The organism is Gluconobacter sp. P5E10 (assembly GCF_018812145.1).
In the GTDB taxonomy this organism is placed as follows: domain Bacteria; phylum Pseudomonadota; class Alphaproteobacteria; order Acetobacterales; family Acetobacteraceae; genus Gluconobacter; species Gluconobacter cerinus.
In genome coordinates this window covers 131164-145860 of sequence record NZ_JACRVZ010000004.1, presented here as the reverse complement: position 1 = coordinate 145860, position 14697 = coordinate 131164, and the positions used below count along the sequence as shown (strand labels likewise).

Genomic DNA, 14697 nt, shown 5'->3' with positions numbered 1-14697 from the left:
AACATGATGAGAATTGACGGGGCAGAGAACAAAAATCTTGCCCCGCTATGACTTATAAACAATCCATCAGAGCCATCAGTTCAGGATCGTGCTTCATTTGCCAATCGATGGCTTCGCGCGCAACGAGCGCAGATGCTGCATCTTTATCTAAAATGACCAGGCAGGATGGATGGTATTGCAATGCTGATCCTGGCACAGCTGCAGTAACAGGCCCTTCAATCATCTGTGCTGCAATTTGCGCCTTAGATGGGCCAGTGACGACCATGAGAGCCATATGTGACTCAAGAATTGTTGCTGTTCCCATCGTGATGGCCCGAGAGGGAACGCTGTCTGGGTTGCCCCCAAACATCTCCGCGTTCTGCTCAAGCGTGGTCTGAGCAAGAGTGATGGCGCGTGTTCGGCAGTTCAGTGAAGAAAGTGGTTCATTAAACCCGATATGCCCGTTTTGGCCTAACCCAAGAAGTTGAAGGTCGATACCTCCAGCCCGAGCAATAGCGGCTTCGTAATTTTTGGCTTCTGCATCTACGTCACTTGCCGCACCATTAGGAACGTGCGTGCTGTTCGGCGAAACATTAACTTTCGAAAACAAATGCTCTTGCATATAGTAATGGTAAGACTGCTCGTTCGCAGCATCTAGCCCGATATATTCATCCAGATTGAATGTTGTTACGGACGAAAAATCCAGATTGCTTTCACGGTGTTCCGTGACAAGAAGCTTATAGATTGCTTCCATTGTGCGCCCAGTTGCGAGCCCAAGGACGGATGCGGGTTTCTTTACTATCTGACGCTTCAAAACTTGGGCGGCGGCAGTTCGAGCGGATGCCGCATCCGGGCAAATCAAGATTTTCATGCCTCGGGAGCTCCTGCAGGCGTTTTGACAAGGTTAGCGAGCGTTGGTTGAGTTTTTATCAGGATAACAGTCATCCAAAGCCCGATGAAGAGGTAGGATGGGATTACTAGTCCCATAAAGGCCGATGTTGTTCCGAGTTCTGGGATCAGATGAACAAATATCTGAGGGAGCACAGCCCCTCCGGAAAAGGCCATGACCAGGAAGGCTGTTGCCTTTGCGCCGTCAGCACCGGCTTCCGCTAGTACAATGGGGAAAAGGGCGGGTAGGATCATGGCGTTGGTGAAGCCCAGTAATGCTACACACAGCACGGGTGCGATCCCATGTGTTGTTAGCGCTATCAGGCAGATGAAAACCCCAACAATACAAGACACAATCATGTAGCGTTCCTGGGTAATAAACCGCGGAACGACGACCATACCAACAAGATATCCAGCCATCATTGATGCGAGAGTCATAGCCGTCAGATACTTGGTTACATCGAGAGCGAGGCCGTGAGAGCGCCCAAAAAGCCCAATCGCATCCCCTGCCAAAACCTCAATGCCCACGTAGAGAAACATGGCAAGTACCCCAGTGACTAGTCTGAGCGAATTCCTGCGGCGCCCTGAACTTTGTGCTGGAACGTCTTGCTCCATTGTAATTTCAGGGAGAGAGGATCGCGCAACAAGAAATGCCAACAGCCCGAGCAGGCCAGCCATCACGCGGTACGGCGTATGTACGGCATTGGTAAAGCCTGTAAGTATAGCGTCGCGTTCCGGTCCGGCAGGTGTGTTATGGATGCTAGCCGCAACGTCTCCGACGTGCGGCATGACAATAATCGCGAACAGAGCAGGGGCTACAATGCCTGCGAACTTGTTCGCCACCCCCATAATGGCAATTCGCTGAGCCGCGCGGTCGTGATCGCCAAGGAAGCTGACATAGGGATTGATTGTGATCTGAAGGAGGGAGAGGCCTGCGCCAATCACTGTCAATCCGCTGAGCGCCCCTGCATACCAACGTGCGTTGACACACTCCCCGAACAGGCCGGTGCCAACGGCCATAATGGCCAGTGATACAACCAGGCCATGTCGCAAGCCAATCCGCTTGGATAGCAAGGTCGCGGGAAGAGGAAAGACAAAATATGCAAGATAAAAACACAAGGGAACAAGAAAGGACGCCACGTCACTAAGGTTGAAGGCAACCTGTACAAAAGTGATGAGGGGTCCATTCAGCCAGGTAACAAACCCTATGCTGAAAAAAAGGGCGGCCATGATAAGAACAGGCCGCCATCCATAAGCCCCGGCAGGGCTCGATATGGGAAACTTGAACAAAAGATCGCCCTCTCAATAGGCTGCTGACCAGTATTGATGTGATCAGCAGCCTGTCGTGGGAATTAGAAGCCTGTGGAAAGCGAGACCATCGCCGCGAACACGCCACCAACATAATAAACTGGTGCGCTGGCATTTGCGGTCGCACCTGTGGATGTCAGGTGGGCCTTGGCGTTGGAGGTGTAGCTCGAACCGGATAGATAATGGTTGTCGCCAAGATTGGTGAGGTTCAACTGAATCTGTGGGTGCTTGATACGCCCATAAGAGTTCATACGGTAACCAAGTGCGATGTTTGACGTAATGTACGACGGCATCTTCTGGTCGTTCATGAACGTCGTGTACTGGGAGTCCACATATCGCAGATCAAAGTTGCCGAAGAAGTGCCCGTCATCATAGTTCAGGCCGACTGCAGCAGTGAACTTCGGGGCGCCAACCGCAATCTTGCCGGCCGTCGGCAGGAGACCGCTGCCTGTGTTGAAGTCATTATCAAACGTTGAGTGCAGGAACTGACCAGACACATAGGGGCTGAAATGGTGCCAGCGCGCCAGTCCAAATTCGGCCTGAACACCACGAGACGTCTGCCCACCAATATTGATCGGGGACGCAACCATCATGTTCGTACCCGGGATGTAGCCCGTTGATGTGACCTGATGGTTCGTGATGTTGATATTAAACAGTGACATCGCAAAGTTGTAGAGTTTGTCCTGATGACGATAGCCAATTTCTTCGCTGATCGAATATTCAGGTTTCAGGCTCTGCGGCTGCATCACAGCATGGGCAGAATTCGGATCGAAAATCTGGGAATAGGCTTCAACAGATTCTGGCGCACGGAAAGACGTGGTACCGTTGATGTAGATCTGATCCTGCTTGGTGATCTGATAGCTGGCAGAGAACTGCGGCAGCGGCTCGAAATAGTTGCCCTGCATCTTGTAGGGATCAGCGCCTGGGATCAGGTTGGTACCCTGACGTGACACCATAGCAACCCGGAAGCCTGCGCTAAGCGTCAGTTTGTCGTTCAGGAGCTTCTGGGTGTCAGCAATAAACAGCGTGTTAACCTGCTGCATGAAATTCAGGTCGTAACCGGACAAGATCTTGCCGTTTAGTCGAATCACGCCCCCTGAGAGCCCCACACCGTTTGCGTTGACTGGCGTGAAATCTGAAAGCTCTTCATGTGTTGTGTACGCGTACCACCAGCCGAACGAGAAGGTATTTCTTCTGCTGATGTTCCAGTCTGCAGAAGTATTGAGGCCACCAGTCTTTTGATTCCACGGGTCACGGCTGGACGTCAGGATGTTGCCATTGACAACCGTTCCACGGTCAAGATTGCCGTATTGTTGTGTTCCGTAATATCCGCCACTCGCAGGAATGTTCTCGCCACCAAGAGAGGGGCCGAACTGGTGCACATAGTAGGGTGTTACCTGGAGATGCAGGTGATCTGAGAGTGTGAAGTGCATCGGCACGACGACGAGCTGCTGATTCAGGTTCTGCTGGTTCAGCTTGTAATAAGAGGCATTGCCCGGAGAGAACGTCGGGGAATAGGCAAAGCCAACGCCGTATTGCTTCCACTGCGCCATCGTTGGCGACCGCCATGATGTTGCCTGCTGACGGTTATAGGAGAACATTGCAGAGATGCTGTTCCCGTCGCCCCATTCTTTTACGAACTTTGAGTCGACGTGATAACGGAATAGGCCGCCTGGTCCACGGGCGCCGTTGTTATAACTCGTGTGCGAGAATGACACGAACCCACGAATGCCTGAGTTGCCAATATTGCCCGTTTCGAGGCGAAGAAATTCTTTGTTAAAGCTGTAAGACCCGCCAGCAACATCGATGAAGCCACCAGCTTTCTTCGATGGATTGAGAGCAGACGCTGTGATCTGACCACCGACAGCATTGTAGAATGGCGCATTCAGGTCAGGCGATCCCTGAGAAACCGTAACAGCCCCAAGGTTCTCTGTATCAACCAGTGTGCTGGTATAAGGCGCATAGTTGATCGGATCGGCGAGGGGAGCGCCTTCGAACAGGTAGCCAATCTGTGTCTGGTTCAGGCCCCGCATCTGAATATGATCGCCAGTAATGCCGTAGGGATCCTGGCTTGAAACGGTAACGCCAGGAAGGTCCGCAACCAGTGACGTGATATTGGAAGAGGGCGATTGCTTGGCGATAAAGTCACGCGTGATTCCACTCTGGGATCGTGGAGCCGTCTGATGCGGCATGAGACCGCCGCCAGGGGTGCGGTTCGTAACGCCCGTTGCCGATAGGGAATGGGTTGTAACGGAAATCTCTTCTACCGACGGGGTGAATTGCCCCAGAACGGAAGGGCCTGGGCTTGAAGAGTTGGAATGTCGAGACGTGGCAGAAGCCTTGGTGGTTGAGGAGCCTTTGGATGAGGCGGGGGCAGCTTTGTTATCCTGTGCGTTAGCACTTACGCTCACGAGGCTGGCCATCGTGACACAGGAAACCAAAAGCTGACGGAATGTTATGCGCATTGTGACAACTCCACTCTACGGCCCGTCTCAGCGCCGATCTTTCGTTTCTTTATGGCAATCATCATGCAGAGCCGTGTTTTAGTACGCAATAGGTCTCAAAGAAGCGAAACTTAATTCATAATGCGAACAAAACAATTTTCGATCTGCATTCAAAACTGTTGCTAAAAAAGCACGAATTTTGGTGGTTTCTTTTGTCTGGGGCGGGTTCAAACGTCGTCTTGGCCAAAAATGAAATATCGTGCGGCCAAACTTGCCGCCCCTCTAGCAAAGCTATCTGGTTCAAAATCGCGGAAATGGATCATGGTCCGAGCGCCAACGCGGTTCAGAATGTGAGATTCTGCTTCGTGGAGAAGTGCATGCCCGTAGACCCCGTTTCTCAATGCTGTGTCGAGCATCACGACAACGTGGCTTGGATCCAGCATCTGGATGAGTTGCGCTGTCGCGATACCCATAGCCGATCCTGCGCGATGCAGAATTGTCAGTGCTTCAGGGTTGCCGCTTGTAGCCAAGGTTGTGAGCTCCTGAGCACTAGTTGGAAGGCCAATCTTTCGTGCTGAATTGGAGATGGCGAGCAGTGAAGCAACTGTCTCCAGGCACCCTTTGTTACCGCAGCGGCAGGGAAGGGCATCGGAATTTTCTAGCGTTACCGGAGCGTGTGAGATTTCTCCGGCTCCGCCCGAGTTGCCCCAGAGTAGTTTCCCATTGACGATATGCGCACAGCCGATGCCATGGCTGACGAAAACCATGCTGAAATCGGGGCTCCCTCTGAGAGGCCCAAAGAGTTCCTCACCAAGGATCAGGGCCTTGGCATCGTTTTCAACCCATGTCGGCAGCCCGGTCTTCTCTGCCATTGCCGTGCCGATATTGACGTCCCGCCAGCCCAAAGCAGTGCAAGCGACGCAGGTATGTCTGTCTCGAGAGACAAACCCGGGAAGCGCAATTCCAATCCCGGAAAGCTTGTCTCCTGCTTCTCCCATGGTCTGCCGTAGTTGCTCAGTTGCTCTGGCAAGGGCGCTGATGCATTCATCTGGATCTGTAGGCCGAGGCAGTTCTACACGTGCATGTACTGTGCCGTGTAGATCGGTCAGCACGAGCACCATCGGATCGTCCTGCATGGAAATGCCTATGAACCATGCAGCATCCGCTCTGACGGCCAAGGAGACAGATGGCCGACCTACTCCGAAAACGAGTTCCCGTTCGGAAAGGATGTCTTTGTCGAGGAGATCTCGGACCAATCCGGAAATAGTCGCTTTGCTTAACCCCAGGAATTGAGCCAGCTCGGTTCGACTTTTTGAGCCTTCACGACTGAGAGTGCTGAGGATCTGGTAGTGGCCAGCTGAAAGCATTGGTTTTCCTGCTCGTCTCGCAGGAGACGCTAGGTGTGAGATAATTTTTTATCTAAATTATAAACCGTAGAATTACATCAACATATTTACAAAGAACGTCTCGCTCTTTAACCGGATAACGAACGTGGTGAATCTGCCTCACTAAAATCGCTTCGCCGACGAGACTGCTACTGCACGTTTCAGACGGGGCTGCCTCATTCTTAAGCGGACGCATATATGATTCTCTGTGCAGACATAGGTGGTTCATTCATCGATTTTGCCGCTGTGAGGCCAGGAGGCAAACTGGAACACAGAACCGCTGTGCCGACGCCAGTTAATGACATGACCGCGTTTGTAGACGCTCTCGTCGAACTGTGCCGGCCATGGCCGGAAGTTCCCCTGCATATCGCTATTGCAGGCGTTGAAAATCCTGAAACTGGCATTGTTCACGCAGCCAATATTCCCTGCCTTAAGCACGCGTCTCTAGGGGAGTTTTTACAAGCCAAGGCCAATAGGCGAGTTTTGATTGCCAATGATGCAGATTGTTTTGCTCTCGCGGAAGCAAGATTTGGTGTTGCGAAGGGGCATCAAAACGTATTCGGCATTATTCTGGGAACCGGTATTGGCGGCGGCCATATACTCAGTGGGAAAATCGTAACTGGCCTGGGTGGAATCACAGGTGAATGGGGGCATTCTCCGACTGTCCTGCCACCGCCATTCATGAATTGTGAGCCTGATCATTCAAATATTGTTCCACTCTTTAAGTGTGGATGTGGGCAGGCAGGGTGCCTGGACACAATAGCAGGAGCGCGAGCGCTTGAGCGCCTGCACGTCTGGGCTGGAGGAGCGGTTTCCGATAGCCGCAGCATTCTGACGGCGTGGGAAGGAGGAGACCTTCAAGCTGAAAGGACGATGGCGGTTTACCTGTCTTACGTTTCTGCTGCTCTCGCGCATGTCGTTAACATTACGGGATGCACGATCATTCCGGTGGGAGGCGGCTTGGGCAACTCCAAGAGCCTTATAGCGGCGATTGATCGTGCCGTGAGGGAGAAAATTCTTTACCCGACTGAAGCGCCACTTCTTATTCAGGCAACACTCGGGACGGAAGCCGGATTGCTGGGGGCAGCCTGCCTCGCGGACGTGTAGGCGAACCCCCATTACCTATAAGGGCTTGTCTCTTGTATTCGAGGAATCTCATCATGGTTCATTCTCGCCTGATTATGTGCGGCGGAAGACCAGTTGAGTTTTTGGTATAGACAAAAGACACGATTGCGCGCCCAAGCCACTAAACCCAGTTAGACCCGCCCTGACTTTCAGCTCATTGTGTCCGCAAAATTGCAGTGACGTGCCTTATGGCAAACGATTGCACACAGTCCGTTCCTTCTTCATAATGAACTTCATCTCAAGTGCGTCTATTCCGATCCTCAGCTTTAGAGAGCGGCAACAGAAAGAGCCTGTATGAAAACCGGGACTGATCTGATCACGTTTTATAATCCCGAGTTCTGGGGGGTAAATTCCGAAGACGACATCGCACGTCTCGCAGAAAAAGACCCTTCCTTCTTCTGGACAAAAATTCTGGATACCCAGGCAGAAACGGGTGTAAGCGGGATAGAGCTGACATTTCCTCCGTTTGACTGGAAAGGTGCTACGAAAGCCTTTGGTTCCAAAGAGAATCTGGTACAGGAACTGAAAAATAGAGACCTTTCTATATGGTCCAGCTTTTTCGCAGACCTCGACCGTATTCCACTGTCCGAGCACCGCGCTGCAGAAAAGCAAATTCTCACATCGGTTGCCGAAGCAGCAGCATTCCTCTCTTCCGTTGGCGGAAAAGTGCTGGTTGTCGGCCTTCCTTGCCGTACGACATGGCTTTCTGAGCCGGTTCAGTTTGTCGATATGGCGCTTGCCCTGCCTATGGCGGATCTGTTGAATCGTATGGGGGCTGTGACTGCTCGTGCAGGCGTAGCTCTCGCATTGCACACCGAAGCAAATTCCGTCTTCTGCGCTCCACGGGACGTGGATCTGTTTATGCTTCTAACTGACCCACGCTATGTTTCTCTCTGTCTGGATCCTGCGCACATTACCATTGAGGGTGGAGATCCGGTTAAACTTCTGGAGCGACATCTTGAGCGTGTGGTGGCGATGCATTGGAAAGATGCGTCAGGTGTGATGCCCATCTCAGTTGAAATCAATGAGACCATTTATGCCCAGCATCGACCGTATTTTCGTCCGATAGGACAGGGAAGCGTCAACTTTGCGGAGTTGGCCACTCGATTAAAAAAATCTCCCCTAAAATGTGGCCCAATTTTGGAAATGGATTCCTGTGCTAATCCTGAAGAGGCCCTGAGAGACGGCGTTCAATTCATCAACACGATTTATGACAGCCTTGAAGGGGCGTCTGCATGAACCGCACCGTCTATGATGTGATCGTTGTGGGATCCGGTGCTGCTGGAAGTTTCGCTGCGAAAGAGCTCGCCGAACAGGGTCTATCGGTGTTGGTTCTGGAGGCTGGCCAGCGGCTTAGGCAATCTGATGTCGAGCCACGTTCTGGTCGAAACTGGTCTCATACAGCTCTTTTTCCTCGTGTGAAGGCAACGCTCTTGGGGCAGCCTATTCAGGCCCGCGTTGCATTTTTCAAAGAGCAGCTCCGGCATCTTTTCGTCAATGATTGGGCACATGGCTACACGACACCGAAAGACAGGCCGTTTCTCTGGATCCGCGGCAGGCAGACAGGAGGCCGATTACACGTCTTTGGGCGCGTTCTTTTCCGTTGGTCTGATACAGACTTCAAAGGGCGAAGTCTTGGAACAGGACCTGAAGACTGGCCATTGTCCTATGCTGACATTGCGCCGTTCTATAAGGAGGTTGAGCGTTTCCTTGGAATTTGTGGGAATAATGATGGTGTAGAGACCGCGCCCGACGGCATCATGGCAGAGCCTGCGATCCTGACGCCAGAAGAAAAAGGATTTCGAGCCGCTCTGAAGGCACGGTGGGCAGATCGACACACAGTGGCGTGGCGGTTCAACCGTTACAAAAGTTCTCCTCTGCCTGCTGGCTTGGAAGCAGCTCTCGCGAGTGGCCGCACGACACTTCAGTCTGAAGCGATTGTGGAGAAGATTGAAAGCGATTTAGACAGCGGAAGAGCGACAGGCGTAACATTTGTCCATCGCCGCACTCGCAAACGGCACACGATCTCCGCAAAAGCCGTAGTTGTTTGCGCTTCCCCCATTGAAAGTGTCCGGCTGCTTCTGAATTCCAGTAGTACAAGACATTCTTCCGGGCTCGGAAACAGTTCAGGCGTCCTAGGCCGATATTTTATGGATCAATGTGCCAGCCTGATGTTCGGGCGCTGGCCTGCGATCGCGCGTGAAGGGCAGCCGGAAACTCTTCCAGAACATCCGTTATTTGGCGCGACCGGGGGAATGTATGTGCCTCGATATGAAAATAGTGCCAATCATCACGATGCCTCTTTCACCGGTGGCTATACCTATCAGGGGTCGATTGGGCGTTATGCTGGACCGGATGCGCAGGGATATCTGCCTGTCACCATGATGTGCTTCGGTGAAATGCTTCCTTATGAAGACAATCGGATTACGCTGAATTATTCCAGAAAGGATCGCTGGGGTATTCCTCTTCCTCACATCAGTTGCGGCATCCATTCCAACGAGCGGGCGATGTTAAAGCGCCAAATCCAGGATAGTGCTGACATGATAGAAAGTGGCGGTGGATTGGTTGATTTCTGGGCTTCCCCCTTAGGTTTGGGGCAGAAAGGCGCTGGAATGTATCCCGCCCAGGTTTGGCCAATCCGGTGGTTCATGCGCAAAATGTTTCCGAAAAGTCTCGTAGTTGGGGCCGCCATACATGAAAGTGGTGGCGCAAGAATGGGAAGCGACCCAGCGACTTCATATCTGAATCCGTATGGGCAATGCTGGGAAGTCCCCAACCTGTATGTCACGGATGCATCCAGCTTCCCGACAGGCGGATCACTCGGCACCACGTTAACTGTTATGGCGCTCAGTATTCGGGCGTGTGAGCATCTCGCTACAGAATTAAAAGCGGGGCGCCTCTAAAACAGAGTTTTGCAACACATTCAGGGTTTCCTTCTGCCATTGGAGAGTCGTGATGACAGGCCAGCCAAACGAGATCTCTCGTCGTGAAAAAGTGGCCTATGGTTGTGGAGACCTGTCTTCCAATCTGATGTGGGGTCTAACGTCAGCATATCTGATGTTTTACTACACCGATATCTACGGTATTCCAGCAGCCTCTGTCGCCTGGATACTACTCATTGCACGCGTGTTTGACGCGTTCTGCGATCCAGCAATCGGTTGGGTAGTGGATCGAAAAGGTGGACTCTTTATTCGGCCGCTGATCAGGAATTTGGCAATTCCGCTCGGTATTGCTGATTTTTTTTGTTTCCTGCCGTTACCGCTTTCACCCACGGGAAAAATACTGTGGGCAGGGGGAACGTATATTATATTCGGCGCCGTATATTCCTGTATCAACACGCCGTATGGTGCGCTCGCTCCCATGATGACCAAGTCAGCACGCGAACGGGTTGATCTGAATTCGTTCAGAATGATGGGCTGTCAGGTAGGACAGTTCTGTATTGCCGCGTTAACCATTCCCGCCATTACGTGGCTGGGTGGGGGGAGCAGCATCGCTCACCGGCAGCGGGGAATTACGATGTTCGTCCTGCTACTTTCCTGCGTAGGTATTGTTCTATGGCGGATGGTATCCACAAATTGTGTCGCGCGTTATCCGACAATTCCTGCGCACCATGACATCCGTAAAACCTTGAGATTACTGTTTAAAAACAGACTCTGGCTCATTTGCAACACTATCGTATTTCAACAGTTTATTGTCATTGCCGCACTCTATGGGTTTGCAATTTACTATGTGAAATGTGTGCTCGGTGGAACTGATGCCTTGGGCGGAGCGATCCTGACGCTTGCAAGTGTCTGCAGCTTTACAGGAGCATCATTCTGTCCAATAAGCTCGCGCCGTTTTGGGATCATGAAGACAGCTTTTGCGGCAACAGCAGTCCAAGGTATAGCTTATGCAACTATGCTTGTTTGCGGAGCATGGTTGCCGGGATTTTTGATAGCTTTTGTGGCGTTGGCTTTAGGGCAGGGGCTGATGTCCCCCATATCGTATGTTTTCCTTGCAGCCGCAATTGATAATGGCCGTGCGGTTGACGGGACCGGTGCCGCAGGTCTGGCGTATTCGATCAATACATTGATTTCAAAAGTGTCTATGGGCGTCACTGGCTTCGTTCTGGCACTCTGCCTGTCCTATGGTCATTATGACGCTACATCTCTGGTGCTAAACCAGAGCACCGCTGCGTGGGTCACCGCAGGATTTGTTATTCTACCGCTGGTATCCGTCATCATACAGTATAGCCTTTTACTGCTCTGGAAATCAGTTCAAGGAACAGAAAAAGAGCATCCTGTTACTTCTCTTTGATCATGCCTTCACTGCAAAAAACAAAGTTTGTGTCAGAAACTACGAATTTTCCGTCAGCCGTGATTGATGGCATACGTATGAAATAATCAGATAATAATGCAGTGAAGATGCGAAAGGTTAATTTTGCATCTTCACTGCTACTGGGACAGGCCTTCTGATACTGAGCCTTGCCGCAACTCAACCTGCGGAAGACGTAGGTTTTGGGCCTTTCAAATCTGACCGACGGCTGAAAAAGAACGCATAGAGGGACGGGAGGACCAGAAGCGTGAGCAGCGTTGACGACACCAGTCCACCAATCACGACGGTTGCCAGCGGCCGTTCTACTTCGGCTCCGGCACTCCCGGAAAATGCCATGGGAAAAAAGCCCAGGCTCGCCACCGACGCGGTTGCGATAACAGGGCGCAACCGAACCCGAGCAGCCTCGAATGCTGCTTGAGCGGCCTCCATGCCTTCGTCCCGATAGGTCCGGATCTGGGACACCAGGACCACACCATTGAGGATGGCAACGCCAAACAGGGCAATGAAACCAATACCGGCTGCAATACTGAAAGGCATACCTCGTATGGCGAGCGCCAGAATACCGCCCGTTGCGGCCACAGGAAGGTTTACGAAGACCAAAGCTGCCGTACCCAAAGAAGAAAGTGCGGCCACCAAAAGGATAAAAATAAGGGCAAGCGCGATTGGCACGACGATAGCGAGCCGTCGGCTGGCAGATTCAAGGTTCCGGAACTGACCCGCCCAGGACATCCGGTATCCCGGGGGCAGGACAACCTGCTTTTCAACTGCTGTCTGTGCGGCCTTTACAAAGCTCGCGACATCGCGCCCGCGGACGTTAGCCTGTACAATGATACGTCTGCGCAGACTGTCACGATCTATGCGGGACGTCCCATCAACGAGGGAAATACGGGCAACTTCGTTGAGCAGAACCCAGCCGGCTCCATCTGCGCGTCGTACCTGGAGCCTGCCCACGCGATCCATGGATTTCACAGCGTCACTCGCAAACTGGACCTGAGCCGGAATAATGGCGTTTTCCAGAGTAATGAACGTGCCTGTATGGCCGCCAATGGCCTCTATGGTTTGAAGAATGTCCGAGACATTCACCCCAAGACGAGCCGCTGAATCCCGATCTACGTCAACATGCATGTAGGACATCGTGCCCTCACTGGCGGAGTTCACATCCGCTGCACCCGGGACGCTGTTGATTGCCTTGATCGTTGTATTGGCCAGCCGTGACAGTGTCCCCAGATCATCTCCGTAGATTGAAATTGCGAGCTGCGTTCTGACGCCGGAGAGGAGGTCGTCCATTCGCATCTGGATAGGCTGCGTCCAGGAGTAATCTGCGTCTGGCAGGCGCTCATTCAGGGCAGCGCTCATCTTTTTGACAAGCCCGGCTTCAGTCCCGGCCGTTGTCCATTCCGATCTGGGCTTGAGAAACACGAACGTATCTGTTTCAGCGGTACCCATAGGATCTGTGGGGATGGCTGAGGTTCCCGTGTTGCTGACCACAGTCGCAACGTCAGGGAAGCTCTTCAAAATACGCTCTTCCTCAGTCACGCCCCGTAAAACTGTATCCAGCGAGGCGCTCGGAAGCCGTAGCGATGTGACGAGAAGAGACCCTTCATCAAGCTGGGGAACAAATTCACCGCCAAGACGTGACGCAACAAGTACGGCTATGGCGAACGTAGTGAGTGTAATGCCAGTCAGGAGTTTTGCGTGGTGTTCGCTCCAGGCAAGTGCGGGTTCGTAGTAGCGGCGTACAAATCGCACGAAGCGCGTTTCCCGATCAACCAGACCAAACCGCATAACCAATGCCGCAAGTGTAGGGATGCAGATAACGCAGTAAAGAAGGGAAGCAACCAGCGCCATGATGACCGTCTGAGCCATTGGCCTGAACATCTTTCCCTCAATTCCCTGAAGGGTAAGGATGGGAAGATAGACGATAATGATGATGAAAATTGCAAAGCTGACAGGGCGGATAACACTCAGGAGTGCATGATGAGCGAGCGTTTTGAAGTCGTTCTTGTTGGTGGCTTTGTCCCGGGTGGCCAGAAGATGCTCCACGACGACGAGCGAACTGTCGACGATCATGCCGAAATCTATGGCCCCTAGGCTCAGCAGATTGGCAGAGACGCCAAACCACCGCATACCCGCCATGGCGAAGATCAGGGCTGCCGGGATAACAGACGCAATGACAAAGGCAGCTCGCCAGTCGCCCAGGACAACAATCAGAACGCCAATTACCAGAATGGCGCCGATCACCAGGTTTTCCTTGACCGTTCCGATTGTTTCAGAGGTCAGGCTGGCGCGCGTATAAAACGGGTCGAGCTTGATGCCGGGTGGAAGAGACTGCCGAATTTCTGGAAGGGCTGCATTGATCGCGTCCAGAGTGGCATTTGAGCTGGCCCCATTTTGCATCAGAACGACGCCATTGACGATCTCGCCCTTACCGTCACGCGTCACGGCACCCAGACGCGTACGGGAGCCGAGAGAAACTTTCCCCATATCGCGGATCCGAATGACGTGCCCACGGGGGCCCATCTTGACGGGTATCAGGCCAAATGCGTCGAGGCCCGTCACCCGCGCACGAGCGACAATTACCTGCTGTTCGTCGTGATGAGCAATCCAGCCTCCACCGGACGATGCGTTATTGGTCTCGATAGCCTGATCGATGTCCCGGATGGATACGCCGTATGCAACCATTCTGGACGGGTCGAGCGTCAGTTCGAAGGTTTCTTCCGCGCCACCATTGACATTGACGTCAACGACGCCCGGAACGAGCTTCAGCTGGGGCACAACGGTCCACGTCATGATCCGATTCAGATCAGTAAGGGAATAGCCCGCTCCCGTGATCTGAATCTGCATGATCTCGCCCATACCGGTGGCAAGAGGGCCCATCGTGATGGATATTCCGGGAACCGAGATCGTATCCCGCGCCTGCTGCAAACGCTGACTGACCCGTGTTCGATCCAGATCAATGTCTGTTGCATCCGAGAACTGCAGATAGACAGCGGACACACCCGTACGAGACACAGACCGAAGGTCAGTGACCCCAGGTATCCCCGTGAGGTTTGTCTCAAGCGGGAAGGTGATAAGTTTTTCAACTTCCTCCGTTGCGAGGCCTGGTGCCGTAACAGAAACCATGACCTGACGGGGAGAGATGTCTGGCACCGGTTCCACGGGTAAACCGGGAATAGTGAGAAGACCACCGACCAGCAGTGCGGCGACAAGGCCGAATAGGAGAAATGTATTTTTCTGAATGAATGCCAGCATAT

At 52.7% G+C, this 14697-nt stretch carries 9 protein-coding genes; 4 read left to right on the top strand and 5 right to left on the bottom strand.

All coding sequences use genetic code 11. From position 1 onward, the window contains the following. Positions 1-52: 52 nt before the first annotated feature. The 4 genes from nagB to KP707_RS09445 all read right to left on the bottom strand — a co-directional run bounded on the left by nagB (position 53) and on the right by KP707_RS09445 (position 5986). A complete protein-coding gene (gene nagB / locus KP707_RS09460) occupies positions 53-850 on the bottom strand; it encodes a glucosamine-6-phosphate deaminase (protein WP_211503083.1) in 798 nt (265 codons plus the stop codon). Beyond that, complete coding sequence (gene gluP, locus KP707_RS09455) at positions 847-2097, bottom strand: glucose/galactose MFS transporter (RefSeq protein WP_211503084.1); 1251 nt, start codon at positions 2095-2097, stop codon at positions 847-849. Before gluP ends, nagB begins: the two co-directional genes overlap by 4 nt. A gap of 122 nt (positions 2098-2219) precedes the next feature. Continuing rightward, positions 2220-4640 (bottom strand): TonB-dependent receptor, encoded by a 2421-nt coding sequence (locus tag KP707_RS09450; RefSeq protein WP_211503085.1) that lies wholly within the window; start codon positions 4638-4640, stop codon positions 2220-2222. A gap of 206 nt (positions 4641-4846) precedes the next feature. Further along, positions 4847-5986 carry an ROK family transcriptional regulator gene (locus KP707_RS09445; RefSeq protein ID WP_046901815.1) on the bottom strand — a complete coding sequence of 380 codons (1140 nt, stop codon included), beginning with the start codon at positions 5984-5986 and terminating at the stop codon, positions 4847-4849. Between the two features lie 216 nt (positions 5987-6202). Here KP707_RS09445 and KP707_RS09440 point away from each other — a divergent pair, with 216 nt between their 5' ends. From KP707_RS09440 to KP707_RS09425, 4 genes are all read left to right on the top strand, one after another. Continuing rightward, entirely contained in the window at positions 6203-7111 is a 909-nt protein-coding gene (locus tag KP707_RS09440) for an ROK family protein (RefSeq protein WP_211503086.1), read from the top strand. A gap of 312 nt (positions 7112-7423) precedes the next feature. Beyond that, positions 7424-8368 carry a sugar phosphate isomerase/epimerase gene (locus KP707_RS09435; protein ID WP_211503087.1) on the top strand — a complete coding sequence of 315 codons (945 nt, stop codon included), beginning with the start codon at positions 7424-7426 and terminating at the stop codon, positions 8366-8368. Beyond that, positions 8365-10032 carry an FAD-dependent oxidoreductase gene (locus KP707_RS17060; RefSeq protein WP_211503088.1) on the top strand — a complete coding sequence of 556 codons (1668 nt, stop codon included), beginning with the start codon at positions 8365-8367 and terminating at the stop codon, positions 10030-10032. Before KP707_RS09435 ends, KP707_RS17060 begins: the two co-directional genes overlap by 4 nt. A 52-nt stretch (positions 10033-10084) precedes the next feature. Beyond that, positions 10085-11425, top strand: a complete 1341-nt coding sequence (locus KP707_RS09425) for an MFS transporter (RefSeq protein WP_211503089.1) — start codon at positions 10085-10087, stop codon at positions 11423-11425. A gap of 177 nt (positions 11426-11602) precedes the next feature. Here the strand turns inward: KP707_RS09425 and KP707_RS09420 are convergent, their stop codons facing one another. Next, positions 11603-14695, bottom strand: a complete 3093-nt coding sequence (locus KP707_RS09420) for an efflux RND transporter permease subunit (protein ID WP_211503090.1) — start codon at positions 14693-14695, stop codon at positions 11603-11605. Positions 14696-14697: the final 2 nt, after the last annotated feature.

Excerpts from the sequence above, each read along its gene's own strand:
- nagB (WP_211503083.1), bottom strand. The coding sequence starts at position 850 with ATGAAAATCTTGATTTGCCCGGATGCGGCATCCGCTCGAACTGCCGCC.
- gluP (WP_211503084.1), bottom strand. The coding sequence starts at position 2,097 with ATGGCCGCCCTTTTTTTCAGCATAGGGTTTGTTACCTGGCTGAATGGA.
- KP707_RS09450 (WP_211503085.1), bottom strand. The coding sequence starts at position 4,640 with ATGCGCATAACATTCCGTCAGCTTTTGGTTTCCTGTGTCACGATGGCC.
- KP707_RS09445 (WP_046901815.1), bottom strand. The coding sequence starts at position 5,986 with ATGCTTTCAGCTGGCCACTACCAGATCCTCAGCACTCTCAGTCGTGAA.
- KP707_RS09440 (WP_211503086.1), top strand. The coding sequence starts at position 6,203 with ATGATTCTCTGTGCAGACATAGGTGGTTCATTCATCGATTTTGCCGCT.
- KP707_RS09435 (WP_211503087.1), top strand. The coding sequence starts at position 7,424 with ATGAAAACCGGGACTGATCTGATCACGTTTTATAATCCCGAGTTCTGG.
- KP707_RS17060 (WP_211503088.1), top strand. The coding sequence starts at position 8,365 with ATGAACCGCACCGTCTATGATGTGATCGTTGTGGGATCCGGTGCTGCT.
- KP707_RS09425 (WP_211503089.1), top strand. The coding sequence starts at position 10,085 with ATGACAGGCCAGCCAAACGAGATCTCTCGTCGTGAAAAAGTGGCCTAT.
- KP707_RS09420 (WP_211503090.1), bottom strand. The coding sequence starts at position 14,695 with ATGCTGGCATTCATTCAGAAAAATACATTTCTCCTATTCGGCCTTGTC.